38 protein-coding genes and 2 pseudogenes are annotated in these 24,774 nt (G+C 58.9%); 39 read left to right on the forward strand and 1 reads right to left on the reverse strand.

The window, feature by feature from the left end; genetic code table 11:
- Window positions 1-69: 69 nt before the first annotated feature.
- The 38 genes and pseudogenes from fusA to IPM84_20725 all read left to right on the forward strand — a co-directional run bounded on the left by fusA (window position 70) and on the right by IPM84_20725 (window position 23,199).
- The gene (fusA, locus tag IPM84_20540; protein MBK9095099.1) at window positions 70-2,139 is read left to right on the forward strand and encodes an elongation factor G; all 2,070 of its coding nucleotides are present in this window, start codon (window positions 70-72) and stop codon (window positions 2,137-2,139) included.
- Between the two features lie 244 nt (window positions 2,140-2,383).
- Window positions 2,384-3,581, forward strand: a pseudogene (gene tuf, locus IPM84_20545) (elongation factor Tu).
- A 78-nt stretch (window positions 3,582-3,659) separates the two neighbouring features.
- Window positions 3,660-3,968 carry a 30S ribosomal protein S10 gene (gene rpsJ, locus IPM84_20550; protein MBK9095100.1) on the forward strand — a complete coding sequence of 103 codons (309 nt, stop codon included), beginning with the start codon at window positions 3,660-3,662 and terminating at the stop codon, window positions 3,966-3,968.
- Window positions 3,969-4,317: 349 nt separating this feature from the next.
- Entirely contained in the window at window positions 4,318-4,956 is a 639-nt protein-coding gene (gene rplC / locus IPM84_20555; GenBank protein ID MBK9095101.1) for a 50S ribosomal protein L3, read from the forward strand.
- 18 nt (window positions 4,957-4,974) lie between these two features.
- The gene (gene rplD / locus IPM84_20560) at window positions 4,975-5,601 is read left to right on the forward strand and encodes a 50S ribosomal protein L4 (protein MBK9095102.1); all 627 of its coding nucleotides are present in this window, start codon (window positions 4,975-4,977) and stop codon (window positions 5,599-5,601) included.
- Between the two features lie 17 nt (window positions 5,602-5,618).
- A complete protein-coding gene (rplW, locus tag IPM84_20565; protein ID MBK9095103.1) occupies window positions 5,619-5,912 on the forward strand; it encodes a 50S ribosomal protein L23 in 294 nt (97 codons plus the stop codon).
- 14 nt (window positions 5,913-5,926) lie between these two features.
- Window positions 5,927-6,769: a 50S ribosomal protein L2 gene (gene rplB / locus IPM84_20570; protein ID MBK9095104.1), complete on the forward strand. Its 843-nt coding sequence runs from the start codon at window positions 5,927-5,929 to the stop codon at window positions 6,767-6,769.
- Between the two features lie 23 nt (window positions 6,770-6,792).
- Window positions 6,793-7,101, forward strand: a complete 309-nt coding sequence (rpsS, locus tag IPM84_20575) for a 30S ribosomal protein S19 (GenBank protein ID MBK9095105.1) — start codon at window positions 6,793-6,795, stop codon at window positions 7,099-7,101.
- Window positions 7,098-7,451: a 50S ribosomal protein L22 gene (rplV, locus tag IPM84_20580; GenBank protein MBK9095106.1), complete on the forward strand. Its 354-nt coding sequence runs from the start codon at window positions 7,098-7,100 to the stop codon at window positions 7,449-7,451. The genes rpsS and rplV overlap by 4 nt, the downstream gene beginning before the upstream one ends.
- A gap of 120 nt (window positions 7,452-7,571) precedes the next feature.
- The gene (gene rpsC / locus IPM84_20585) at window positions 7,572-8,246 is read left to right on the forward strand and encodes a 30S ribosomal protein S3 (GenBank protein ID MBK9095107.1); all 675 of its coding nucleotides are present in this window, start codon (window positions 7,572-7,574) and stop codon (window positions 8,244-8,246) included.
- Window positions 8,247-8,297: 51 nt separating this feature from the next.
- Window positions 8,298-8,771 (forward strand): 50S ribosomal protein L16, encoded by a 474-nt coding sequence (gene rplP / locus IPM84_20590; protein ID MBK9095108.1) that lies wholly within the window; start codon window positions 8,298-8,300, stop codon window positions 8,769-8,771.
- Between the two features lie 16 nt (window positions 8,772-8,787).
- A complete protein-coding gene (gene rpmC, locus IPM84_20595) occupies window positions 8,788-9,006 on the forward strand; it encodes a 50S ribosomal protein L29 (GenBank protein MBK9095109.1) in 219 nt (72 codons plus the stop codon).
- 24 nt (window positions 9,007-9,030) lie between these two features.
- Window positions 9,031-9,294 (forward strand): 30S ribosomal protein S17, encoded by a 264-nt coding sequence (gene rpsQ, locus IPM84_20600; protein ID MBK9095110.1) that lies wholly within the window; start codon window positions 9,031-9,033, stop codon window positions 9,292-9,294.
- Window positions 9,295-9,393: 99 nt separating this feature from the next.
- On the forward strand, window positions 9,394-9,762 hold the full coding sequence (gene rplN, locus IPM84_20605) for a 50S ribosomal protein L14 (protein ID MBK9095111.1): 369 nt from the start codon (window positions 9,394-9,396) through the stop codon (window positions 9,760-9,762).
- Window positions 9,763-9,821: 59 nt separating this feature from the next.
- Window positions 9,822-10,166, forward strand: coding sequence for a 50S ribosomal protein L24 (gene rplX, locus IPM84_20610; protein ID MBK9095112.1), 345 nt, complete (start codon window positions 9,822-9,824; stop codon window positions 10,164-10,166).
- A 26-nt stretch (window positions 10,167-10,192) separates the two neighbouring features.
- A complete protein-coding gene (rplE, locus tag IPM84_20615) occupies window positions 10,193-10,744 on the forward strand; it encodes a 50S ribosomal protein L5 (protein MBK9095113.1) in 552 nt (183 codons plus the stop codon).
- Window positions 10,745-10,820: 76 nt separating this feature from the next.
- The gene (locus IPM84_20620; GenBank protein MBK9095114.1) at window positions 10,821-11,003 is read left to right on the forward strand and encodes a type Z 30S ribosomal protein S14; all 183 of its coding nucleotides are present in this window, start codon (window positions 10,821-10,823) and stop codon (window positions 11,001-11,003) included.
- A gap of 144 nt (window positions 11,004-11,147) precedes the next feature.
- Window positions 11,148-11,543: a 30S ribosomal protein S8 gene (gene rpsH / locus IPM84_20625; protein ID MBK9095115.1), complete on the forward strand. Its 396-nt coding sequence runs from the start codon at window positions 11,148-11,150 to the stop codon at window positions 11,541-11,543.
- Between the two features lie 24 nt (window positions 11,544-11,567).
- A complete protein-coding gene (gene rplF / locus IPM84_20630) occupies window positions 11,568-12,137 on the forward strand; it encodes a 50S ribosomal protein L6 (protein ID MBK9095116.1) in 570 nt (189 codons plus the stop codon).
- A 14-nt stretch (window positions 12,138-12,151) separates the two neighbouring features.
- Complete coding sequence (locus IPM84_20635) at window positions 12,152-12,517, forward strand: 50S ribosomal protein L18 (protein MBK9095117.1); 366 nt, start codon at window positions 12,152-12,154, stop codon at window positions 12,515-12,517.
- A 78-nt stretch (window positions 12,518-12,595) separates the two neighbouring features.
- Window positions 12,596-13,159 carry a 30S ribosomal protein S5 gene (rpsE, locus tag IPM84_20640; protein ID MBK9095118.1) on the forward strand — a complete coding sequence of 188 codons (564 nt, stop codon included), beginning with the start codon at window positions 12,596-12,598 and terminating at the stop codon, window positions 13,157-13,159.
- Complete coding sequence (gene rpmD, locus IPM84_20645; protein MBK9095119.1) at window positions 13,143-13,349, forward strand: 50S ribosomal protein L30; 207 nt, start codon at window positions 13,143-13,145, stop codon at window positions 13,347-13,349. Before rpsE ends, rpmD begins: the two co-directional genes overlap by 17 nt.
- A gap of 13 nt (window positions 13,350-13,362) precedes the next feature.
- Entirely contained in the window at window positions 13,363-13,833 is a 471-nt protein-coding gene (rplO, locus tag IPM84_20650; GenBank protein ID MBK9095120.1) for a 50S ribosomal protein L15, read from the forward strand.
- A gap of 76 nt (window positions 13,834-13,909) precedes the next feature.
- Window positions 13,910-15,217, forward strand: a complete 1,308-nt coding sequence (secY, locus tag IPM84_20655) for a preprotein translocase subunit SecY (protein MBK9095121.1) — start codon at window positions 13,910-13,912, stop codon at window positions 15,215-15,217.
- Window positions 15,218-15,262: 45 nt separating this feature from the next.
- Window positions 15,263-15,925 carry an adenylate kinase gene (locus IPM84_20660; protein ID MBK9095122.1) on the forward strand — a complete coding sequence of 221 codons (663 nt, stop codon included), beginning with the start codon at window positions 15,263-15,265 and terminating at the stop codon, window positions 15,923-15,925.
- Between the two features lie 92 nt (window positions 15,926-16,017).
- Window positions 16,018-16,743 carry a type I methionyl aminopeptidase gene (gene map, locus IPM84_20665; GenBank protein ID MBK9095123.1) on the forward strand — a complete coding sequence of 242 codons (726 nt, stop codon included), beginning with the start codon at window positions 16,018-16,020 and terminating at the stop codon, window positions 16,741-16,743.
- Between the two features lie 47 nt (window positions 16,744-16,790).
- A complete protein-coding gene (gene rpmJ, locus IPM84_20670) occupies window positions 16,791-16,904 on the forward strand; it encodes a 50S ribosomal protein L36 (GenBank protein ID MBK9095124.1) in 114 nt (37 codons plus the stop codon).
- A 17-nt stretch (window positions 16,905-16,921) separates the two neighbouring features.
- Window positions 16,922-17,305: a 30S ribosomal protein S13 gene (gene rpsM / locus IPM84_20675; protein MBK9095125.1), complete on the forward strand. Its 384-nt coding sequence runs from the start codon at window positions 16,922-16,924 to the stop codon at window positions 17,303-17,305.
- Window positions 17,306-17,446: 141 nt separating this feature from the next.
- Complete coding sequence (gene rpsK / locus IPM84_20680; GenBank protein ID MBK9095126.1) at window positions 17,447-17,854, forward strand: 30S ribosomal protein S11; 408 nt, start codon at window positions 17,447-17,449, stop codon at window positions 17,852-17,854.
- A 114-nt stretch (window positions 17,855-17,968) separates the two neighbouring features.
- Window positions 17,969-18,604 (forward strand): 30S ribosomal protein S4, encoded by a 636-nt coding sequence (rpsD, locus tag IPM84_20685; GenBank protein MBK9095127.1) that lies wholly within the window; start codon window positions 17,969-17,971, stop codon window positions 18,602-18,604.
- A gap of 84 nt (window positions 18,605-18,688) precedes the next feature.
- Window positions 18,689-19,726, forward strand: coding sequence for a DNA-directed RNA polymerase subunit alpha (locus IPM84_20690; protein MBK9095128.1), 1,038 nt, complete (start codon window positions 18,689-18,691; stop codon window positions 19,724-19,726).
- A 68-nt stretch (window positions 19,727-19,794) separates the two neighbouring features.
- Complete coding sequence (rplQ, locus tag IPM84_20695; GenBank protein MBK9095129.1) at window positions 19,795-20,169, forward strand: 50S ribosomal protein L17; 375 nt, start codon at window positions 19,795-19,797, stop codon at window positions 20,167-20,169.
- A gap of 64 nt (window positions 20,170-20,233) precedes the next feature.
- Window positions 20,234-21,013 carry a tRNA pseudouridine(38-40) synthase TruA gene (gene truA, locus IPM84_20700; GenBank protein MBK9095130.1) on the forward strand — a complete coding sequence of 260 codons (780 nt, stop codon included), beginning with the start codon at window positions 20,234-20,236 and terminating at the stop codon, window positions 21,011-21,013.
- A 97-nt stretch (window positions 21,014-21,110) separates the two neighbouring features.
- Window positions 21,111-21,548, forward strand: coding sequence for a 50S ribosomal protein L13 (rplM, locus tag IPM84_20705; GenBank protein ID MBK9095131.1), 438 nt, complete (start codon window positions 21,111-21,113; stop codon window positions 21,546-21,548).
- Window positions 21,549-21,577: 29 nt separating this feature from the next.
- A complete protein-coding gene (rpsI, locus tag IPM84_20710) occupies window positions 21,578-21,973 on the forward strand; it encodes a 30S ribosomal protein S9 (protein ID MBK9095132.1) in 396 nt (131 codons plus the stop codon).
- Between the two features lie 83 nt (window positions 21,974-22,056).
- Complete coding sequence (locus tag IPM84_20715; GenBank protein MBK9095133.1) at window positions 22,057-22,362, forward strand: GNAT family N-acetyltransferase; 306 nt, start codon at window positions 22,057-22,059, stop codon at window positions 22,360-22,362.
- Window positions 22,363-22,609: 247 nt separating this feature from the next.
- The gene (locus IPM84_20720; GenBank protein ID MBK9095134.1) at window positions 22,610-22,816 is read left to right on the forward strand and encodes an AbrB/MazE/SpoVT family DNA-binding domain-containing protein; all 207 of its coding nucleotides are present in this window, start codon (window positions 22,610-22,612) and stop codon (window positions 22,814-22,816) included.
- A complete protein-coding gene (locus IPM84_20725; GenBank protein MBK9095135.1) occupies window positions 22,813-23,199 on the forward strand; it encodes a type II toxin-antitoxin system VapC family toxin in 387 nt (128 codons plus the stop codon). The genes IPM84_20720 and IPM84_20725 overlap by 4 nt, the downstream gene beginning before the upstream one ends.
- Window positions 23,200-23,251: 52 nt before the next feature.
- Here the strand turns inward: IPM84_20725 and IPM84_20730 are convergent.
- A pseudogene (locus IPM84_20730) lies at window positions 23,252-24,257 on the reverse strand (NAD-dependent epimerase/dehydratase family protein).
- Window positions 24,258-24,501: 244 nt separating this feature from the next.
- On the opposite strand from IPM84_20730, the gene IPM84_20735 reads away from it, so the two are divergent.
- A partial coding sequence (locus tag IPM84_20735; protein MBK9095136.1) for a hypothetical protein occupies window positions 24,502-24,774 on the forward strand: 273 nt, incomplete at its 3' end.

The following is a 24,774-nucleotide window of genomic DNA, read 5'->3' on the forward strand; positions in this document are numbered from 1 at the left end:
TGTTTATTTCGAGACGAAGGGCAGAGAGCCATTCTTTGCCCTTCGTCCTTGTCTCAAGGATCAGCAGCCATGGCCCGTGAATTTTCGCTAGAACGTATCCGCAACATCGGCATTATTGCCCACATTGATGCGGGCAAGACAACGACAACCGAGCGCGTGCTTTTTTACTCAGGACGCACCTATCGCCTGGGCAATGTGGACGAAGGCACCACCGTCACCGACTGGATGGAGCAGGAAAAGGAGCGCGGGATCACCATCACCGCTGCGGCCATTACCACCTCCTGGCGTGATTATCAGATCAACCTGATTGACACGCCGGGCCACATTGACTTTACGGCTGAAGTGCAGCGCTCATTGCGTGTACTCGATGGCGGCGTGGTGGTGTTCGACGCCGTGGCCGGCGTGGAGCCACAATCGGAGACGGTTTGGCGCCAGGCGAATCGTTATGGCGTGCCGCGCATCTGCTTGGTCAATAAGATGGACCGCATCGGCGCCGACTTCTGGCGCACGATTGACATGATCCGCACGCGCCTGGGAGCCAAGCCTATACCGATACAGATTCCGATCGGTGTGCAGGATACGTTCAAGGGCGCCGTGGATCTGATGGAGATGCAGGCGGTTGTTTTCACCGACGAGCTGGGTGCTTCACCCCAGATCGGTGAGATTCCGGCCAGCATGCAGGCCGAGGCCAAAGAATGGCGCGACAAACTGATCGAGGCCATTGCCGAGACCGATGAAGATCTGACGCTGAAGTTCCTGGAAGGCGAAGAGATCACCACGGCGGAGCTGCGTCCGGCGTTACGCCGGGCGACATTGGCCAGCCAACTGGTGCCGGTTTTATGTGGCAGTTCATTGCGCAACAAGGGCGTGCAGCCTTTGTTGGACGCGGTGGTGGACTATTTGCCCTCTCCCCTCGACATTCCGGCGGTGCATGGTGTGGATCCCGATACCAATGCTGACAAGATTCGCCCCACCAATGACGCGACGCCTCTGTCGGCGTTGGTGTTCAAGATTGTGGCCGATCCCTATGTCGGGCGCCTGGCCTATGTGCGTGTCTACTCCGGTGTGCTCAACGCCGGCAGCGGCGTGATCAACTCAACCAAGGGGCGCAAGGAACGCATCGGCCGCCTGATGCGCATGCGTGCCAATCAGCGCGAAGACCTGACCGACATCTCGGCTGGCGACATTGGCGCCATCATCGGCCTGAAACAGACCTTTACCGGGGACACGTTGTGCGATCCTGGCGACCAGGTGATTCTTGAAAATATCTCCTTCCCTGAGCCGGTGATCATGATCGCCATCGAGCCGAAGACCAAGGCTGACCAGGACAAGATGTCTATGGCGCTGCAACGCCTGGCCGAAGAAGACCCGACCTTCAAGGTGAAGGTGGATGAGCAGACCAGCCAGACCCTGATTGCGGGTATGGGCGAGTTGCACCTGGAAGTTCTGGTAGACCGCATGTTACGCGAGTTCCGCGTGCAGGCCAAGGTGGGACGACCGCAGGTTGCCTACCGCGAGACGATTACGAAGAAGGTGAAGATTCAGGGCCGTTTCATACGCCAGAGCGGTGGCCGCGGTCAGTATGGCGATGTGTGGCTGGAACTGGAGCCGCTGGCGCCAGGCGAAGGCTTCTTGTTCGAGGACAAGACGGTGGGCGGCGTGGTGCCGCGCGAGTACATCTCCTCCATTCAGTCTGGTATCAAGGAAGCGATGGAGAACGGCATCATCGGCGGGTTCCCGCTGATTGACATGGTTGCACGGCTGGTGGACGGTTCCTATCACGAAGTTGACTCGTCGGAATTGGCCTTCAAGATTGCCGCTTCCATGGCCCTGAAGGACGGGGCGCTGAAGGCCGGGCCGGTTCTGCTGGAACCGATCATGAAGGTAGAAGTGGTGACACCTGAGGATTACGTGGGCGATGTGATCGGCGACCTGAGTTCACGGCGTGGGCAGATTGATGGCATCGAGATGCACTCCACCGGCACGCAGGCGGTGCGCGCGTTCATCCCGTTGGCCGCCATGTTTGGCTATGCCACCGATCTGCGTTCGCGAACGCAGGGGCGTGGCGTGTTCACCCAGGAGTTCGATCATTACCAGCCGGTATCTGCGGAGCAGACGCAGAAGCTGCTCAACCGGTGAGGCACGTACACCTGGCCGCGTAGGCCAGTGGCTTGGCATGCGGGCGGTCTGTGCATTTTCTCACCGCCTGGCCTGAGGTATTTGCCAAGATCATTGTTCTACGTATAATAGTTAGGTTTGCGTGGCAAGATTCAAACAGGTATCAAACGAGAAAAACAGTGAATTTGCGACCTGGAGTGCGCAGCGCGACTCTTGATGTCGTTGTTGGTGAGTGATTGGTGAGTGAAAGGAGTCATTCGGAGCTATGGCAAAGGCAGTATTTCAGCGAACGAAGCCGCACATCAACGTGGGGACGATTGGTCATATTGACCATGGGAAGACGAGTTTGACGGCGGCAATCACGAAGGTGTTGGCGCTCAAGGGATGGGCGGATTTTCGTGCATTTGATTCGATTGACAATGCGCCGGAAGAGAAGGCGCGCGGCATCACGATTGCGATTGCGCACGTTGAATACCAGACAGCGAAGCGGCACTATGCGCACGTAGATTGTCCGGGACATGCGGACTACATCAAGAACATGATCACGGGTGCGGCACAGATGGACGGTGCGATCCTGGTGGTGGCGGCGCCTGATGGGCCGATGCCACAGACGCAGGAGCACATCTTGCTGGCGCGGCAGGTGGAAGTACCGGCGATGGTGGTGTTCCTGAACAAGTGCGACATGATGGACGACGAGGAACTGCTGGAGTTGGTGGAGTTGGAGTTACGGGAGTTGCTGACGAGCCAGCATTTTCCTGGGGACGACATTCCGATCGTGCGTGGCAGTGCGTTGCAGGTGTTGGAATCGAGTTCGAAGGATCCGAATGCGCCGGAGTACAAGTGCATTTGGGACTTGATGCGAGTGGTGGACGAGTACATACCGACGCCGGTGCGTGAGACGGAGAAGCCGTTCCTGATGCCGGTGGAAGATGTGTTTGCGATCAAGGGTCGGGGCACGGTGGTGACGGGACGTATCGAGCGTGGCACAGTCAAGGTGGGCGAAGAGATCGAGATTGTGGGATTGCGAGATACGCGCAAGACGATCGTGACCGGCGTAGAGATGTTCAAGAAGATTTTGGAACGCGGCGAGGCGGGCGACAACGTGGGTTGTCTGCTGCGGGGGATCACGCGCACCGATGTGGGCGCGGGCAGGTATTGGTAAGCCGGGTTCGATCAAGCCGCACATGGAGTTCATGGGCGAGGTGTACGTGTTGCGGAAGGAAGAGGGCGGACGGCACACGCCGTTCTTCAACGGGTACCGGCCGCAGTTCTACATTCGGACGATGGACGTAACCGGGACGTGCGATTTGCCGGAAGGGCTGGAGATGGTCATGCCGGGCGACAACGTGAACCTGAAGATCAAGCTGATCGTACCGGTCGGGTTGGAAGTGGGGTCGCGGTTTGCCATCCGTGAGGGTGGCCGCACCGTTGGCGCCGGCGTCATCACCAAGATGATGAACTAACATCCGCAACAAGGATGCAAACAAGAGAGAAGCGCCAGGGGCCTTCTCTCTTGTCCAATTCTTGACCCAGGGGGAAGCATGGCGAAGCAACGAATCCGCATCAAACTCAAGGCGTATGACCATCGGGTTCTAGATAGCTCGGCGGCACAGATTGTGGATGTGGCAGAGCAGACCGGCGCGAATGTTGTTGGTCCTGTACCGCTGCCGACGCGCATCGAGAAGTTTACCGTCAATCGTTCGCCGTTCATTGACAAAGATTCGCGCGAACAGTTTGAAATTCGCACGCACAAGCGTTTGATTGATGTGATTGATCCGGGCCAGAAGACGATTGACAAGTTGATGCACTTGAATCTTCCGGCAGGTGTTGATATCGAAATAAAGCTGTAAACCAAAAAAGAACATAAACGACGCGACGAACCAAGCTATCTCGTCGCTGTGTCTGTACCGTCCACTGCCTGACGAGCGACGGTACGGGGGACGACTAGTCTGTCAGCCCAAGCTGCCATGAACGGTCCCACCATGTGAACGCCATCAAAAGCGAATGGAAAGCCATTCGCCGCGTGGCGCAACTGGAGGGTACCTGGCCGCTGACAGGTACCCTCCAGTTGTTTATGGAAGGCCATCGTAGCCCGGGATAACCGGGGCCAGGAGCCGGGATGACCAATCAAAGGAGGATGGGAAGCTGGGGATGATGCGGCGGAGTCAGGCCGTTGGCAGTCCTTACTTCCAGGACCGTATGAAGGGCATTATTGGAAGAAAGATCGGTATGATGCAGGTTTTCACCGAAAAGGGCCAGGTGGTCCCGGTGACCGTCATCGAAGCTGGGCCGTGCTACGTGATCCAGATGCGCACGCTGGAAAAAGATGGTTATGTTTCGGTGCAGCTCGGCTTCGACGAGGTGAAACCCAGGCGTCTGACGAAGGGCGAGCTCGGTCATCTGAGCACGAAAAAATTGCTGCCGTTGCGCACCCTGCGCGAGTTTCGCGCCTATCGCAACGACAAGATCGAGTGGCAGGTTGGTCAGAAGATCACCGCCGACGTGTTTGCGGCGGGTGATGTGGTGGACGTGACCGGTGTGTCCAAGGGTCGTGGGTTTCAGGGCGGAATGCGGCGCCACGGTTTCCATGGCGGCCCCAAGACGCACGGCCAGTCGGATCGCCAGCGATCGCCCGGCTCCATCGGCGCCGGCACGTCGCCTGGTCGTGTCGAGAAGGGCACCCGCATGGCGGGGCACATGGGCGCGGCACGGGTGACGGTCAGCAACTTGCGTGTTGTCAAGGTGGACGCCGAGCGTAACCTGTTGTTGGTGCGTGGGGCAGTGCCAGGCGCCAAAAATGGCCTGCTGTATATCCGGGCAGCGCGCAAAGCGGGTTGATGGGCACCGGAGGGAAGAATCATGCAAGTACCAGTTCATAACATCAGTGGCGAAGTGGTCGGGCAGATTGAACTGCGCGACGATATCTTTGCAGCGCCGGTGAATCGTTCCGCGATGCACCAGGCGTTCATCCGCCAGCTTGCCAATGCTCACCTGGGCACCCATGACACCAAGACGCGTGCCGAGGTCAAGGGTGGCGGCAAGAAGCCGTGGCGGCAGAAGGGCACGGGCCGTGCGCGTCAGGGCAGCACCCGTGCGCCGCACTGGCGGCATGGCGGCGTTGCTTTTGGGCCTAAGCCGCGCACCTACACGCAGGACATGCCGCGCAAGATGCGGCGCCTGGCGATGCGCTCGGCGCTGACAGTCAAGGCCGCGGCACAGCAGATCGTGGTGGTCGAGGAGTTTGCCCTGGACGCGCCCAGGACAAAAACAATTGTGCAGTTCCTCAACAAGGTTGATATCAAACGGAGCGCGCTCATTTTGTTGTCTGAACGCAATGAGACCATGGAGTTGTCCGCGCGTAATCTTCCCAATGTGAAGACCCTGCGCGCCGGCTATCTCAATGTGCGCGACCTGCTGGGGTACGAAACTCTGGTGTTGCCGTTGGCGGCGCTTGAGCAGATCGAATCTTTCCTGGCGGACTGAGTCGGAGGAAATTAGCGATGCATATCTATGAAGTTCTCAAGCGGCCGTTGATTTCGGAAAAAACGATGGCTATGCGTGAACTGTCCAACCATTATGCGTTCGAAGTGGACCGCCGCGCCAATCGCCACCAGGTGAAAGATGCAGTGGAAGCGGTTTTTCCGAACGTGAAAGTCTTGGATGTGCGCATCACCAACATGCCGGCCAAGCACAAGCGTGCCGCCCGTCGCCAAGTAGTGCGCCATATCGCCTGGAAAAAGGCCTATGTCACGCTGGCACCTGGGGGGACGATCCAGGTGTTCGAAGGCGTGTAAGAGGAGCTTAAGCGATGGGAATCAAGATCTATCGGCCCACCTCAGCGGGCCGGCGCGGCATGAGCGTTGCGACCTTCACGGAACTTACGCCGAAGACGCAGCCTGAGCGCTCACTGCTCACCGGTATGCGAAAGCGCGGTGGGCGAAACCAGCAGGGCCGGATAACGGTACGCCACCAGGGCGGTGGGCACAAGCAGCGCTACCGCTTGATTGACTTTCGGCGCGACAAGGTTGGCGTGCCCGCTCGTGTCGAGAGCATCGAGTATGACCCTAACCGGACGGCGCGTATTGCCAAACTGGTGTATGCCGATGGCGAGAAGCGCTATATCCTGGCGCCCCTGGGGGTGCAGGTTAATGACAAGCTGATGTCCGGGCCAGATGCCGAGGTGCGCAGTGGTAATGCCCTGCCGATCGCCAATCTTCCGCTCGGTTCTGTGATCCACAACATCGAGCTGCAGCCGGGCCGCGGCGGCCAATTGGTGCGCTCTGCGGGCGTATCGGCGCAGTTGCTGGCCAGAGACGGCGACTATGCCCAGGTGCGTTTGCCCTCCGGCGAGGTGCGTCTGATCAGCGTGCAGTGCATGGCGACGCTTGGCCAGGTTGGCAACACCGACCATGCCAACATCAATTGGGGCAAGGCTGGGCGCCTGCGCTGGCGTGGTCATATGCCGCAGGTGCGTGGTATCGCTATGGATCCCAGTTCTCACCCGCACGGTGGTGGTGAAGGCCGTTCGCCGATTGGTATGCCCGGGCCAAAGACGCCATGGGGCAAGCCGGCCCTCGGCTACAAGACGCGCAGGAACAAACGCACGGCCAGCATGATCGTGCGCCGGCGTAGCGCGGGTCGTCTGAAGTAAGCGAGGGTGAGGAGGATTTACCTGTGTCACGTTCATTGAAAAAGGGACCGTTTGTAGACCCGAAGCTGCTGAAGAAGATCGAGATGATGAATCGCCGGGGTGAGAAGCGCGTGCTGAAGACCTGGTCACGCGACTCAACGATCTTCCCGCAGTTCGTGGGCCATACCATGGCCGTGCATGACGGCAGGCGCCATGTGCCGATTTACGTCACCGAGAATATGGTGGGCCACAAGCTGGGCGAGTTTGCGCCGACGCGCTTCTTCCGTGGTCATGCGGCCAGGGAAAAACCGACGAAGGTGGCAACGAAGGCGCCAGGAGGGAAGCAAGCATGAGTGACGTCGTAACCGTGAGAGCGACCACCAAACATGTGGGTCTGTCGGCGCAAAAAGTACGCCTGGTAGTTGACCAGGTGCGTGGCCGTCGGGCGACTGAGGCCTTGGCCTTCTTGGCGGTGATGCCGCAAGCGGCAGCCAAGCCGGTGGCAGCCACGATCAAGTCTGCCATGGCCAACGCCGAGGAGAACCTGGGCTTGGACCAGGAAAACATGGTCGTGAGCGCCATTTGGGCCGACGTGGGTTCGACGCGCAAATGGCGACGTTTCGGCGCACGTGGCCGCTTCAAGCCGCTTCTGCGCCGCAGTTCTCATATCTGCGTGGTGTTGGCGGAAGCAGAGAACGCGTAAGTCGGCGGAAACATTGCACACGAACTGTCGGCTGGACGGCAGGGATTTCATGATAGCTGGGGCGCGGGCCGCCGACTGTGGCAGCCGAGGGCCGGAAAAACCCAGGATACGGAGGACGCATTGGGTCGCAAGGTTCATCCAATAGGTTTTAGATTAGGGATCATTCGTGATCATCAGACCCGCTGGTTTGCATCGGGTCAGCGCTATGTGCAGCAACTACAAGAGGATCGCGCCATCCGCCAGATGGTGATGAAATTAATTACGGGCGCCGGCATCTCGTTGCTCGAAATCGAGCGCTTCCCGAACCAGGTGTCCTTGCGCGTGCATACGGCCAAGCCAGGCATCATTATCGGACGCAAGGGCGCCAATGTCAACGATCTGCGCACCAAGCTGCAGACTATGACCGGAAAGAAGGTCAAGATTGACATCGAGGAAATCGAGCGGCCGGAGTTGGACGCCTACCTGGTGAGCCAGAGCGTTGCCGAGCAACTGGAGAAGCGCATTTCGTACAAGCGTGCCATGAAGCAGGCGGTGACGCGTGCCATGCGGCTGGGCGCCAAGGGTATCATGATCACATGCAGCGGTCGTCTGGCCGGATCAGAAATGGCCCGTCGCGACTCGGTGCGTGACGGCCAGATTCCACGGCACACCCTGCGTGCGAACATTGACTACTCCTTTTCCGAAGCGTTGACGACTTTCGGCCGCATTGGAATCAAGGTTTGGATTTACAAGGGCGAAGTTCTGCCTGGCATGGCGCGCCCGAGTGAAACCAAGCCTGTGCAGACGATGGAGTAAGCCAGCGCGTGGCGGCGCCCGCAGGCCGTGGAATTTAGGAGCAAATAAACGATGTTAATGCCGAAGCGTGTAAAGTATCGAAAAATGCACCGTGGCCATATGCGCGGGACGGCTGGCCGGGGCAACCAGGTTGCCTTTGGTGAGTACGGCATGCAGGCCCTTGAACCGTGCTGGATGACCAGCCGCCAGATCGAAGCGGCTCGTCGCACGATCGTGCGCTTCATTCGTCGCGGTGGTAAGTTGTGGATTCGTGTCTTCCCGGACAAACCGGTGACCAAGAAGCCTGCCGAGACCCGCATGGGTAGCGGTAAGGGTCCGGTAGATCACTGGGTGGCGGTTGTGCGTCCGGGACTGATGCTGTTCGAGTTGGCCGGTGTGACGGAAGAGGCGGCAAAAGAGGCTTTCCAGTTGGCATCCTTCAAGCTGTCTATCAGGACGCAGATCGTGTCGCGTGCCGCAGAGTCAGCCGCGCCGGAAGTGGCGGGCGAGGCGATGGGCGCCGTAGCGACGGGCGCCGCGGCGTAGTAAAGAGGAGCCCAAGATGGTGTCAAGAGAAATTCGTACGCTGACAACCGATGAAGTTGGCGTCAAGCTGGATGCCTCCTATCAGGAGTTGTTCAATCTGCGCTTTCAGATGTCAACCGGCCAGATGAAGAACACCAGCCGCCTGACGGTGGTGAAGCGTGACATTGCCCGGTTGAAGACTATTCTGCGTGAGCGTGAATTGGAAGCCTGGTATGCTGCAGGGAGCGTGGCCTGAAAGCCGACGTCGGAGGAAAGAATTATGCGTGAACAGCGTAAGATATTGGTTGGCCGCGTGGCCAGCAACAAGATGGACAAAACCGTGGTCGTGACGGTGGAACGTGTGCGCCGTCACGCGCTGTACGGCAAGGTCATCAAGATCACCCGGCGCTTCATGGCGCACGATGAGAATAACACCTGCCAGATAGGTGACATGGTGCATATCCTGGAATCTCAACCGCTGAGCCGCCACAAGCGTTGGGTGGTTACCGAGATTCTGAATCGCTCGAACCAGGAAGTGGTTTGATTCGTTTTCCGCAACCGTGCCGCACGTGCGGCCTGGTCGCATGACCAGGCGGGGCTGTGATACGCGACGGTTCGGTGATTCACACAGAAGGAGACAACAATGATTCAACAGGAAAGCCGGTTGGTTGTTGCAGACAATACAGGCGCCAAAGAAATCCTGTGCATTCGTGTCAAGGGTGGCTCCACGCGCCGCTATGCTTCGGTGGGTGACATTATTGTCGCCTCGGTCAAACAGGCTGCGCCCAATGGCTCGGTCAAGAAAGGCGATGTGGTACGCGCCGTGGTCGTGCGCACCGCACGCGGGTACGGCCGCTCTGACGGTTCACATATCAAATTCGATGATAATGCGGCGGTCATCATTGATGAAGCGAAGAACCCCAAGGGGACGCGCATCTTTGGCCCGGTGGCCCGTGAGCTGCGCGAGCGAGGCTTCATGAAGATCGTGTCCCTGGCTCCGGAAACGCTTTAAGACGTGGTGTCAACAGCCAAAGCCAGTGGAAGTGAGCGAGTAACGAGGAGAGCCGGGTTATGAAGATTAGAAAAGGCGACACGGTTGAAGTCATTCGAGGCGAACATCGCGGGGCGCGTGGCAAGGTCAATACGGTGCTGCTGGGCAGGGATAAGTTGGGGCACAGAGATCCAAATGATGTCCGCGTGGTAGTGGCAGGCGTCAACCTGATCATCAAACACCAACGGCGCACCGGCAATGTACGCACCCAGGTCGGCCGCATTGAGCGCGAGGCGCCAATTCACGTTTCCAATGTGATGCTCGTTTCGCCCAAGTCGAATGAGCCGGTACGCGTCGGCTCGATGGTGGGCGCCGATGGCCGTAAGGTGCGTCGCGAAGCGGGCACCGACGAAGCCATTGATTGATGATGGCGAAAGAGACGGAGTAAACGATGAACGCACAACCAAAACTTAAGGTGCGCTATCACAATGACATTATCAAGGCCATGCGCGAGGATTTTGGCTACAAGAATGTCAATGAAGTGCCGCGGATCGAAAAGATCGTCGTGAATATCGGGATGGGCGAGGCACTACAAAATGCCAAGGCCCTGGAAGCGGCCGCGGGCGACCTGGCGACGATCACTGGACAGAAACCGGTGATCACCAAGGCCCGGCGCTCGATTGCGACGTTCAAACTGCGTGAGGGCAACGCGATTGGCGTGAAGGTGACGCTGCGTGGCACTCGCATGTACGAATTCATGGACAGACTGTGCAATATCGCGCTGGCGCGTCAGCGTGACTTTCGCGGTGTGTCACCCGACGCTTTCGATGGCCGTGGCAACTATAGCCTGGGACTGCGTGAGCAGCTGATCTGGCCGGAAATTGATTACGACAAGGTTGACCGTGTACGTGGGATGGAAATCACCGTCGTGACGACGGCCAAGACGGACGATGAGGGGCGCCGACTGTTGCAGTTGTTCGGTATGCCATTTCGCTCGCAGTAGTATCCCTGGCAGACCGCGCGAAGGCGGGTTGGACGGGGTCGGCGGTCGGGAAGACCGGTGAGGACGAGGAGAAACTGTGGCCAAAAAGTCAATTGTCATTAAGGAAGCACATCGTAAGTATGCTGTGCGCGTGCGCAATCGGTGTAAGATGTGCGGGCGCCCGCGTGCCTACATGCGCCGTTTTGGTCTGTGCCGTATCTGTTTTCGCCAAGAGGCTTTGGTGGGACGGTTGCCGGGCGTGGTGAAGTCAAGCTGGTAAAAACCGCCGCCGCCGTTGGGCTGGTCGGAGCAATACCAGGCGCCGCGCCGGCGCCTCTGTGTGGGTTCAGGGAAGCCATATTAGTGAGTGGGGCCACCAGGAGTGTTGAGTCACTTACCAGTGTGCCCTCGGGAGTGAAAGACGATGGTTAATGATCCGATTGCGGATATGTTGACACGCATTCGCAATGCGCTGATGGCTCGGCATCGCCAAGTGCTGATCCCCAGCTCGAAGATGAAAGTTGCGGTTGCCCGCCTTCTCAAGGAAGAGGGCTTCATTCAGCACTATGATGTGACGCGCGACCGCCCGCAGCCGATGCTGCGCATCATTCTGAAATATGACAAGAACCGCAAACCGGTACTCTCGGGCCTGAAGCGGGTGAGCAAGCCGGGCTGCCGTGTCTATACACCGTACCGCGAAATCCCGTGGGTGCTGAGTGGGATGGGTGTTGCCATCTTGACAACCCCGCGCGGCATGATGACTGACCGCCAGGCACGACGTGCCCATTTGGGCGGCGAAGTGTTGTGCTACGTTTGGTAGCCGGCAGAAACTTGCGAGGGAACTATGTCAAGAGTTGGTAAACTTCCCATTAAGTTGCCTAATGGCGTGTCGGTTGACATTGCCCCGGGCAATGAAGTGACAGTAACAGGGCCGCGTGGTACGCTGAGCAGGCAATTTTCAACCACTATGGCCATTGACCTGACCGATGGCACTCTGACGGTGCAGCGTTATGCCGAGAACCGCTTTCAGCGTTCAACCCACGGCTTGGTGCGCGCGCTGCTGAACAACATGGTGGTCGGTGTTTCGAGCGGTTTCAAGAAGGACCTGGACATTATTGGGGTTGGCTATCGGGCCGAATTGCAAGGCAAAAACCTGATGCTCTTTGTGGGTTACTCTCATCCCGTGGAGTTTCTGCCGCCGGCCGGTGTGTCGTTCGCCGTTGTCCCGACGCCTGATAAGAATTCACGGGTGACGGTGGAGGGCGCTGACAAAGAAGTGGTTGGCGAGACCGCCGCACGCATTCGTCGCATTCGGCCGCCGGAGCCTTATAAGGGCAAGGGTATCCGCTATGTGAATGAGGTCGTCCGCATCAAGGCAGGCAAGGCAGGCAAAGTTGGCAAGGGCGGCAAGTAAGGGAGTAACGACTCATGGCAAGAAATGACAGTGCAACAGCACGCACGCGGCGGCATGCACGCATTCGCCGACATGTAGTGGGGACTGCGCAACGGCCCCGGCTGAATGTATTCCGCAGCCTGGATCACATCTATGCCCAGATCATTGATGATGAGCAAGGGCGCACCCTGGTCTCTGCTTCGACGGTTGACCCGGCGATGCGCACCCGGGCGACTGGACTGAACAAGGTGGCACAGGCGACGCTGGTTGGCGAGATCATTGCCGAGCGCGCACTGGCTGCCGGCATCAAACAGGTGGTGTTCGACCGGGGCGGCTACATTTATCATGGCCGTGTCAAGGCGTTGGCCGAAGGCTCGCGCGCCAAGGGTTTGGATTTCTAACGCTGGAATGGCCGCGTCAGCCGACGCGATGCGGACAATGGCGACCGGCCGGGCGGCCGGCGCCGAGCAGGAGGATACATGCCTGAGAAGAAGAGAGAACGCGAACAGCGACGTCCTCGCGAAGAAGATCGCGAGCAATTAGACGAGCGCGTCGTACATATCGCCCGCACGGCCAAGGTAGTCAAGGGCGGTCGCCGGTTCACCTTCCGCGCTGTGGTGGTGGTGGGCGACAATAACGGCAAGATCGGCATCGGCATCGGCAAGGCACGCGAAGTGCCGGACGCCATTCGTAAGGGGACGGAACGTGCGCACAAAGACATGCGCCCTGTGTTCCTGGCGGGACGGACGATTCCGCACGAAGTACGCGTGCGCTTCGGCGCAGCCGAGGTGATGCTCAAGCCGGCGTCGCCGGGAACTGGCGTTGTGGCCGGTGGTGGGGTACGTGCCGTGGTGGAAGCCGCTGGCATCAAGGATATCCTGACCAAATCCCTGGGCAGCAGTAACATGCTGAACGTGGTGAAAGCGACCCATGCGGCGCTCAACTCGCTCAAGGATGTCGAGGCAGAAGCGGCACGCCGCGGTAAGCCTGCCGATAGCCTGCTGCCGTTCTGGAGGCAAAAGGCAGATGCCAAACAAGGATAATAGCAGCGGACGCTTGCGCGTGACCTACGTGAAAAGCTCCATTGGCTACGAAGAAAGTCAGAAGCGCACAGTCCTGGCATTGGGACTCCGCCGCCTGGGCCAGACTGTCTTCCATGCTGATACGCCCGCCATTCGGGGCATGATCGGCAAGGTTCCGCACCTGGTTCGCGTCGAAGAAGTCAGTGCTTGAGTAGGGAGAAGTTATGCAATTACATGATCTCAAGCCAGTAGTCGGCGCCAAGCAGCCGCGTGTGCGCGTGGGCCGCGGTAGCGGCGCTGGTCGGGGTAAGACGGCCGGTAAGGGCACCAAGGGTCAGAATGCGCGCAGCGGTCGCAGCGTAGCGCCGTACTTCGAAGGCGGTCAGTTGCCGCTGGTACGTCGCTTGCCTCACCTGCCCGGCTTCAATAACCTGTGGCGCATCGAGTTCAAGCCGGTCAACCTGGATCGCCTGACGGTGTTCGAGGCTGGCAGCATTGTGTCACCGGAGACGCTGGCCGAAGCTGGCATTATCAAGCCGGCTGACAAACGTGTGGCCATTCTGGGGAACGGTGAGCTTGATCGCCCGCTGACCGTGAAAGCCCATCGCATTTCGGCCAGTGCCCGCCAGAAGATCGAAGCGGCTGGTGGTACTGTGGAAGCGCTGTCGGTGCAGACCAAGCACGATCGGCGCTAAGGCGTTGGCCGTGAAGACAGGTTGCTAGGCGACCTGCTTGACGGCGATGCGCTATGAGGAGGTCAGTTCCATGCAAATGCTGCAAGCCGTGCGTAATGCCTTTAAGTTGCCAGACTTACGTCGCAAGCTGTTGACCACCTTCCTGATCCTGGTGGTGTACCGCTTGGCGGCTCACGTACCGGTGACCGGTGTCAACGCGGAAGGATTTCGTCAGCTTTTCCAAACGAACCAATTGTTGGGCCTGCTTGACATGTTCTCTGGCGGCGCGATGTCGAATTTCTCGATCATGGCGATGGGCGTCTATCCGTACATCACCGCGTCCATCATCATGCAGTTGTTGATTCCGATTGTGCCGCGCCTGGAGGCCATACAAAAGGAAGGTGAGGCCGGCCGCAATCGGATCAACCAATATCAGAACTGGTTGACGATTCCGCTGGCTGCGTTGCAGGCCTATGGTCAGGCGACCATCCTGACCCGCTCGCAGACCTCCGGCACGCCAGTATTGTCCACGTTTGGGTTCACGCAGTATCCCCTGGAGACCTTAACAACGATTATTGCCTTGACGGCTGGGACCATGTTCGCCATCTGGCTGGGTGAGTTGATCACCGAGCAGGGCATTGGCAACGGCGTCTCGATCATCATCTTCGGCGGCATCGTGGCACGCATTCCCCAATCGGTGGGTAATTTGCTGGCCAACAATGTGCTGTCGTTCGTGGTTTTCCTCCTGGTCACCGTCGTGACGGTGGCCGTCATCGTTGTGGTGCAGGAAGGACAGCGGCGCATTCCGGTGCAGTATGGCAAGCGGGTGCGTGTCATGCGTGGCAATCGGTTGATGATGGTGGGTGGGCAGAGTACGCACATTCCACTACGCGTCAATTCTGCAGGTATGATTCCGCTGATCTTCGCGCAGAGTATCATGATCTTCCCTGGCACGATTGCCAGTTACTTCGTATACTCAGCCAACGCGACGATTGGCAGTGTAGCCACCTGGATTGCGTCAATGTTCAGCCCACAGAGCAATCTGTACTGGATTATGTACTTCTTCCTGGTACTTGGCTTTACGTACTTTTATACCAGCGTGGTGTTCCAGCAGCAAAACCTGCCGGAATCACTGCAAAAGCAAGGTGGTTTTGTGCCGGGCATTCGTCCGGGTAAACCTACGGAGACCTATCTCAACGGCGTTCTCAATCGGATCACGCTGGTGGGCGCCATCTTCCTGGGGCTGGTGGCTGTTTTGCCCTGGCTGACACGTGACTTGACCGAGACCACCACCATGCTGATTACGAGTACCGGTATGCTCATCGTCGTGGGTGTCGTGCTCGACACGATGAAGCAACTGGAAGCGCAGTTGATGATGCGCCACTATGAAGGGTTCATCAAGTAATCAGATACGGCAAGGAGTTGTGTGACAATGGAGTCAACGAGTCCGATCTTTATCGTGATGTTGGGCGTGCCGGGTGCGGGTAAGGGCACCCAGGCGCAGCGGCTTGAAGAGAGACTGGGGCTGAGGCAGGTTTCAACCGGCGACATCTTTCGCGAAAACCTGCGCAACCAGACGCCGCTTGGTCAATTGGCCAAGAGCTACATGGACAAGGGCGAACTGGTGCCCGATGATGTAACGATTCAGATGGTAGAAGAGCGTTTGAGTCGGCCAGACTGCGCCAGGGGCGCCATCCTGGATGGTTTCCCGCGCACGTTGGCCCAAGCCGCAGCGCTCGACCAGATGTTGAGCGGGAAAGGGCAGAAAGTGGCCCTGGTACCGCTGATCAGTGTGACGGATGATGAGGTGATGGCTCGCCTGACCGGCCGCCGAGTCTGTCGGCGTTGCCAGTCGGTGTTTCATCTGCTGTTCAACCGGCCGCCCCCGGATGGGGAATGTCCGCAAGGCGATAAGAGCCAGTGTGACATTTACCAGCGAGGCGATGATCAGCCAGAGACGGTGCGCAATCGTCTGTTTGTCTACTACAAACAGACCTCGCCCCTGATCGGCTATTACTTCGCCCACGGCTTGCTGGCTGAGATCAACGGCGCGCAAGAGATTGACAGGGTAACGAGTGATCTGTGGGACGTGTTGAGTCGAATTCAGGCTTGAGGCAGTTGCTGTCGCGCCGAACAGCGACGCGGCCGCAAGAGAAACCGGCGCTCGCGCGCATCACGCTGAAAGGGCCGTATGAACTGAGCCTGATGCGTAGTGCCGGTCAAATTGTGGCTGAGGTGCATCAGGCCATCAAGCAGGCGGTGAAGCCGGGCGTAACCACCGGTGAACTGAATCGCCTGGCTGATGCGTTGATTCGCAAACGCAACGGGGTGCCCTCTTTTCTGGGGTACAACGGGTTCCCGGCCTCTATCTGCGCCTCGATCAATGATGAGTTGGTGCATGGAATTCCCAGCGCCAGGCGCATGCTGAAGGCGGGCGACATCATCAGTGTGGATGTCGGTGTCATTTACAAAGGCTTTCACGGTGATTCTGCGTGGACGTATCCGGTAGGCGAGATTGGCGACGAGGCCAAGCGTTTGCTGGCTGTAACGGAACAATCGCTCTACCTGGCGATTGAGCAGGTTGTGCCCGGGAGAACGTTCGGGGATGTTGCAGCGGCCATTCAGAGTTACGTGGAGGCACAGGGGTTCAGCGTCGTGCGCGAGTACACCGGTCATGGCATTGGTCGGCAAATGCACGAAGAGCCGCAGATTCTGCATTATCTTCATCCCGATGATAAGGTGAGGCACTGGATTTTGCGGCCGGGGATGACCATTGCCATCGAACCGATGGTCAACGCGGGCACCTGGAAGACGAAGGTGCTTGACGATGACTGGACGGTTGTGCCGGAGGATCGCCGGCTATCGGCGCATTTCGAGCACACCCTGGCTGTGACCGATCATGGTGTGGAAATCCTGACCAGGTCGCGCTAAGGGGATCAGGGTAGAAGCGAAAAGTAGGGGTAAGGAGAGGTGTTCTCATGAAAGTTCGACCCTCTGTAAAGCGAATTTGTGCAAAGTGCAAGATCATCAAGCGCCACGGTGTGGTGCGTGTGATTTGTCAGGACCCCAAGCATAAGCAGCGACAGGGTTAAGAGTTTAGGAGGCAAGCATGGCTCGTATTGCTGGCGTTGACCTGCCGCGCGATAAGCGGGTGGAAGTGGCATTGACCTACATCTTTGGCATTGGCTCTTCCACCAGCCAAGAAATCCTGGGTGTCACCAGCGTGAACCCGGATACGCGGGTCAAGGATCTGTCGGAAGCCGAAGTGGCCCGTCTGCGCGAGGTCATTGACCGCAACTACCGCGTGGAAGGCGACTTGCGGCGTGAGATCAGCCTGAACATCAAGCGATTGCAGGAGATCGGTTCCTACCGGGGCCTGCGCCATCGTCGCAGCCTGCCGGCGCGCGGTCAGCGTACACGGACCAATGCCCGCACCAAGCGCGGCGCCCGTAAGACTGTGGCTGGCAAGCGTCGTTCAAAGGCCAAGAAGTAAGGATGAACGCTCTGCGCTGTGGTTCAGCCATCAGAGCGGAGCCTCTGGGCGCAATCCGCCGGATTGCGTTACAGGTGGAGTTTTCAACGGTGTGGGGAGCCAGCCTACGGGCTGGCGCCAAAGTCCTAAGAAGGAGTTAATATGCCACCACGAGTTGCACGACGTGAACCGCGCCGCGGCGCCGCACGACGCGAAAAGAAGATGGTGCCCGTGGGCGCCGTGCACATTCAGTCTACGTTCAATAACACGATCATCACGATTACCGATCCCCAGGGTAATACTGTGACCTGGAGCAGCGCGGGCCTGGCCGGTTTCAAAGGCTCCCGCAAGAGTACCCCCTTTGCGGCGGGCCTGGCTGCGACGCAGGCCGGCAAGAGTGCCATGGACATAGGGATGCGTGAAGTGGACGTGTTTGTCAAAGGCCCCGGCCCCGGACGCGAGGCGGCTGTCCGTTCGATCCAGGGCGCGGGCTTGCGGGTGCGAACCATCACCGATGTCACACCCCTGCCGCACAACGGGTGTCGGCCACCTAAGAAGCGCCGAGTTTAGGAAAACAAGATCGTGCGGTTGACAAGGAGGACGGGCTACCGTATGCCTGTAAACTTGTCCCGTGCCCACGTGACCGCCTGGACTGCGGCGCGTGATTGATTTGGAGGAAAAACGATGGCGAGATATACGGACCCAGTTTGCAGATTGTGTCGAGCTGAAGGTCAAAAATTGTTTCTGAAGGGCGAGCGTTGTTTGACGCCCAAGTGCGCTGTGGAACGGCGGCCGTTTGTGCCAGGTATGCATGGCCGCAAGGGCACCTTCAAGCGCAAGGTGTCTGACTACAACCGTCAACTGCGCGAAAAGCAAAAGACGCGCCGGATTTATGGTATCATGGAGCGGCAGTTCCGCCGCTACTTCTCAACTGCCAGCCGGGCCAAAGGCCTGACCGGCGCCACCCTGCTGACGATTCTGGAGTCACGGCTGGACAACGTGGTTTACCGCCTGGGGTTTGCCGATTCACGCGCCCAGGCCCGCCAGTTGGTGCGTCACGGCCATTTTGCGGTCAATAGTCAAAAGACCGATATCCCGTCTTTCCTGGTCAAGCCAGGCGATGTGGTGGCCGTGCGCGACAATAGTCGCGGCAACGTCTATTTCAAGGGTCTGAGCGATTACCTGCATGACCGTTCCACACCGGCATGGCTCAGCCGCGACACGGCGGGCATGTCCGGGCGTGTGGTGGAGCTTCCAGGCCGTTTGGACATCGATGTGCAACTGAACGAACAGTTGATCGTTGAGTTCTACAGCCGGTAGACGATTGCCACGTGAGATGGGTAAGGACTGCTGCCTGCAGCGATCAGGGGTGGCCCGACTTGCTTTCCGTTTCACGTCAATCGCATGACGCAAGGAGGTAGTAACTTGTCAAGCGTAATGCTGCCGAAAATCGAATGTGAAGCGAGTGCGCAGAACTACGGACGCTTTGTCATCAGCCCGCTGGAAAGTGGACATGGCATTACCCTGGGCAATGCGTTGCGCCGTGTTCTGCTCTCTTCGTTGACGGGGGCCGCTGTCACTTCGATTCGTATCAGTAACGTGCATCATGAGTTCCAGGACATCCCTCATGTGCGCGAGGACATGACCGCGCTGCTTTTGAATATCAAGCAGATTCGCCTGAAGTGCGACACGGATGAGCCGCAGCGCCTGCACGTTGAGGTCACTGGCGAGGGCATCATCACCGCGGGCGACTTGGTGTGCCCGGTGGGCGTCGAAGTGATCAACCCGGAGTTGTACCTGTTGGCGTCTGACTCCGAACTAGCAGAATTAGATATTGAAATGGTGGTTCAGCGCGGAAAGGGCTATTCGCCGTCTGAGGATCGCACCAAGCTGCCGCTCGGTGAGATTCCGGTGGATGCGATCTTTGGCCCTGTGCGCAAGTCGAACTACACCGTCGAGCGTACACGCGTAGGCCAGCAAACTGACTACGATAAACTGATGATTGAAATCTGGACAGATGGCACCATCACGCCGAAGGCCGCGCTCGGCGAGAGCGCGCGCATTCTGGTGCAGCATTTCTCGTTGATTGTCGGCGTGGATGCCACGATCGCGGACCTGCCCAAGAAGGATGAAGAGGGCATTCCTGATCGCATCTACGAGACGGCCATCGAGGATCTGGATTTGTCGGTGCGGGCTTACAACTGCTTGAAACGCGCCGGGATTACCAAGATCGGCGAGGTGCTGGAGCGGCTACAACAGGGCGAAGAGGAAGTGCTCGCGATTCGCAACTTTGGTCGCAAATCGCTCGATGAGTTGCTGGAACGCCTGGAAGTGAAGGGCTTCTTGTCTGCCATTCGTTTCGAGCGGCGGACGCCTGATGGCGCTGTGGCCGAAACGGATGATGATACCAATCTTGAAGAGCCGGCGCTCGCAACCGAGTAAGGGATGCTTGGCCAGGGCTGCCACGGGGCGCCCCTGGCTAAACCGGCGACGATACGCGTGAGGATGAAATGCGACACCAAGTTAGCGGTTATACACTAGGACGAAACGAGGCCCAACGCCGGGCACTTCTGCGTAACCTGATCAGCCAGCTATTTCAGCATGGCCGTATTCAGACGACCGAGGCCAAAGCGCGGGCGATTCGATCAGATGCGGAAAAATTGATCACGATTGCCAAAAACGGGCTGCGCGCCGACGGCAACAAGGTTCATGCGCGCCGGCTAGTCGCTGCGCGTGTCAATGGCGTTGACGTGGCGCAGAAGCTGTTCGATGAGATCGCCCCGCGCTATGAATCACGCCCTGGCGGTTACACGCGCATGTACAAGCTGGGAATGCGGCAGGGCGATGGCGCCGAGATGGCGATCATCGAGCTGGTGCAGGAATAACCCGCCGCCACCGGGACGCCCATCAGGGGCCGGTGACCACGGGGGAGAAGTACTTGCTGGGATCATGATACAACCGTCTGACGACCAACGGCCTGCCTACAGAGCGACGGTGGAGTATGACGGAACCGACTACGCCGGTTGGCAAATCCAAACGGGAAGGCCAACCGTGCAAGGCACCTTAGAAACAGCACTCGCACGAGTTTGTTGTGAGACGATCCGGATCAGCGGCGCCGGTCGCACGGACGCCGGAGTGCATGCCAGCGGCCAGGTGATCGGTTTTCGGAGTGCCTGGCGGCATCCGGTGGCTGACCTGGAACGGGCGCTCAATGCCGTTCTGCCGGCTGCGGTGGCGGTGCGTGAGCTGGCGGTGGCGGCGCCCGGCTTTCACCCGCGCTTCAGTGCGCGCAGCCGTCATTACGGCTACACGGTTTGGGTGGGATCGGTGCGCTCGCCGCTGCGAGCACGCTTCGCCCACCAGGTCAAGCAGCCGCTTGACCTGGCCGCCATGAATGAAGCGGCGGCGCACCTGGTTGGCTGGCATGATTTTGCCACCTTCGGCGTGGATCCGGAAGGAAAAGCCGGGCGTGGCAACACGCGGCGTGAGGTGATGCAAGCCCAGTGGCGGCTGACGGTGGATGACGAAGGCGTGTGGTATCGCTTCGACATCGAGGCGAACGCCTTTCTGCGCACCATGGTGCGCACCATCGTGGCGACGTTGTTGGCCGTGGGGCGGGGTGAGCGGACATCCGCCGACGTGCGGGATCTGCTGCTGGCGGCTGAACGCCGTCTGGCCCCGCCGCCGGCCCCGGCTTGCGGTTTGTGCCTGGTGCATGTTCGTTATTGAACGATGAGAGAATGTCCGGCGATTTGCGACGCTAGCCATGGTTGCGATGGCGCGTGAGGCCGTGCATAGGGCTAGATGGACTCGAGGAGACGTGGAAGTGAAAACTTATTCGCCAAAAGCATCAGAGATTCAACGAGATTGGTACGTGGTTGACGCTGCCGGGAAAAACCTGGGGCGACTGGCAAGCAAAATCGCCATCATTCTGCATGGCAAACACAAGCCCACGTATACGCCCCACATGGACATGGGTGACTACGTGATTGTCCTCAATGCCGAAAAGATTCAGGTGACGGGCCGCAAGCTCGACCAGAAGTTCTACTATCGCCACTCCATGTATCATGGCGGCTTGAAGCAGATTTCCCTGCGCAACCAGATATCGCATCACCCGGACCGTGTGATCGAGTTGGCGGTGCGCGGGATGCTGCCCAGCACCAAGCTGGGGCGGCAAATGCTGAAGAAAATGAAGGTCTACGCTGGCAACGAACACCCGCACCAGGCCCAACAGCCCAAGGTGCTGGACATGCCGCAAGAGTAAGGGCAGCGCATAGTTGAGGAGAAGAACGAATGGCTACAGTTCGCTATTACGAGGGCATTGGGCGCCGCAAGACTTCCACGGCACGGGTACGTCTGTATCCGGGCACGGGCAGCATCGTGGTCAACGAGCGCTCCCTGGAGGATTACTTCCCGCGCGAGACCGATCGCATCAAACTGCTGCGTCCGCTGAACGTGACTGAGTCGCAGGATCAGTACAACGTCTCGGTCCACGTGGCCGGCGGCGGCACGTCCGGTCAAACCGGCGCGGTCATCATGGGCGTTGCGCGTGCCCTGGTGGAGGCCGACGAGGCTTTCAAGACCACCCTGCGCAAGTTCGGCTTCCTGACACGTGACGCCCGTGCGGTGGAGCGCAAGAAGCCTGGTCTGACCAAGGCCCGCCGCGCGAAGCAGTACACCAAGCGCTAGTCTGGCAATCAGCCGGCGCCCGGCTCAGGCTTGAACCGGCGTCAATCTATAGTTACATCACCCCCCGATATGCAACGTAAAGCGTGCCAGAAACCTGGCACGCTTTATTTGTGGCCTATGTCGAGGGCCAACCTGCCTCTATCGGCTGGGTGTACTTTCACCCAAACAGTCAGTTTGCCGGCCTCTTTGGCGCCGCGACAAGAACTGAGTACCGCAAGCGCGGCTTGTATTCAGCCCTGCTTGCCGTACGCGTCCAGGAGGCCATTAGCCGGGGTTATGCGTTTGTCACCACGGGCGCCGGCCCCATGAGCCGCCCCATTCTGTTGCAGAACGGTTTTCGTTTGCTCACCCATGCTTATGCGCATGAAGGGAAGGATAAGAGCACGTAGGAACTTGGGCTTAGGAACGAGAATTAAATAAGTGTCCGAACATAGCCACCCCGTGGGCCGTTGAACCAGACAATTAAAAAATTCTCGCTCCTTAGGGTTCGTAAAAGAATTAGTTCCTGTATTTTGCCGAGAAAACGCTGAGAAACACGGGAAGTTATATTTTTACGAACCCTTAGCGTGCGTTTTTGATCAAGGTGTGCTAAAATCACGATACGTATTACGAACAGCTGATCGATAAGGAGACGGTATGGAAACGGTCTTGGTTTCTCCCAAGTTTCAAGTTGTGATTCCACGCGCAGTGCGGGAGGCGCTACGAATTCGGCCCGGTCAGAAGGTGCAAGTCCTGCAGTACGAAGATCGGATCGAGTTGATTCCTCTCCGACCAATCCATGAAATGCGCGGATTTCTCAGAGGCATTGATACAACCATCGAACGGGAGCCGGATCGCGCATGAACGTTGTTGATTCGTCCGGCTGGCTGGAGTATTTCGCTGATGGGCCAAACGCTGATTTCTTCGCGCCGGCAATCGAAGCCATTTCTGATTTAGTCGTGCCCACGATCAGCGTATACGAAGTGTTCAAGCGCATTCTGCAACAGCGCAGCGAAAGTGAAGCGTTGCAGGCCGTCGCCGTGATGATGCGGGGTCGCGCGGTGGATCTCGACGTCCATCTTGCCTTGTCGGCAGCCAAGATTTCAACGCTCCTGCGGATACCGATGGCTGACAGTATGATTCTTGCCACGGCTCGAGCCTACGGCGCCACGACCTGGACGCAGGACGAACATTTCGCGCACATCGAAGGCGTGCAGTACATCGCCAAGCAGGCAGCGGGGGGCTGAGAATCGGTTGAGAGGCCGTTGCAGAGCAAGGTGCCGGGGCACCACACCAGGTTTATGAGCTGGGAAAGGCCCGCAGGTAGGCCTGGATGATCGTATCCCAGACCTGGTTCGCCTCCTCGTCAATCGTCTGGCGGGCGGCGTCAGCCTCGAACCAGGCCAGGGCGCGGCGCACACCCTCTTGCCAGGGCACCGTGGCCACAAAGTCAGGCACGAAGCGCTTGATCTTGCTGTTGTCGAACACCACGCTGCGCGCCTTGTCTCCCAGCAGGCTGCCATGTGCGTGCGGCCAGTAGGCCGCGATCAGGTCCGACGGGATGTGGATGATGTCAGGCTCCACGCCCAGGGCATGGCCGGCCTGCACCGTGAGTTGATCCCAGGTCAACACTTCGTCCGAGGTGATGTGGAAGGCGTGCCCGATGGCCTGCTCACGGCCAAGAAGGCCAACGAAGCCTTTGGCAAAATCACCGTTCCAGGTCATCACCCACAGCGAGGTACCGTCGCCGGGAACGATGATCTTTGCCCGCAGCGCATACGATCGAGGGCCGTCCACGGTGCTGCCAACTGCCCATGCAGAGCGGAATCTGCGTCGGGCCGTAGGTGAGCGAGGGGCGCACGATGGTGACCGGGAAGCCTTCTTGACGATAGGCCGCCAGCAGACGCTCCTCGCAGGCGATCTTGTTGCGTGAGTAGTCCCAGAAGGGGTTGGCCAGCGGCGTGTCTTCGCTGATCAGATAGTGACCGGGCGGCTTCTGATAGGCGCTGGCCGAGCTGATGAAGACGAACTGGCGGGTCATATTCCGAAACAGGCCGATGTCCCTGCTCGATGTCGGCGGCCCGTATGCGACCCAATCCACCACGGCATCGAAGAAATGTCCTGCAGCAACCGCAGTGCGTCTGGCGCCTGGCGCACATCGGCCTGCCAGTGGACCGCGCCCGCGGGCAAGGGGTACCTGGCCGACAGACCGCGATTCATGACGAACAACTCCATGCCGCGCCACGGCCAACTCTGAGCTGGCTGAACTGATCAGCCCGCTGCCGCCGATGAACAAGACCTTCATGATTGATTCCTCTTTTCTGTTCTGCCTGACCGACCAGTAGATCACGGATGGCCTGGGGATTACATTATACGAGGATCAAGCGGCGCCCACAAAAACCGCGTCATTGCTGCCCTTGGCGGCCGATTTGGGCAGAATGAACGGGACGCACACGATTTTCGCCCTGCGGCGCCGGATTGGCGGCTGTGTACGCTTGTGCTAAAATAGTCTACTCCCCTATCGTGTTGCCAACCCGGAGGGCGCCATCATGACCGCCGACCTCTTCGTCCCTTATTTGATTGCCCTGCACACCCTGCTCGAACGGCTGGGGCGCGACCATGCCTTGACCGCCGACGCGTTGCTCTATCAACAGCGCCTGCAAGAAAACATCGAGCGCACGCGGCGTCACGGCGACAACGAAAATCGGCGCAGCGAGCGCTCCGAGATCATCGAGCCGCTCAACCGCCTGTGCCTCGACGCGCTGGGCGAGGATTTCAACGCGCTGGTGCGGCAGGCTCAGTTCCGGCTGGGCCAGGATGAT

The organism is Candidatus Amarolinea dominans (genome assembly GCA_016719785.1).
Taxonomy (GTDB): Bacteria; Chloroflexota; Anaerolineae; order SSC4; family Amarolineaceae; genus Amarolinea; species Amarolinea dominans.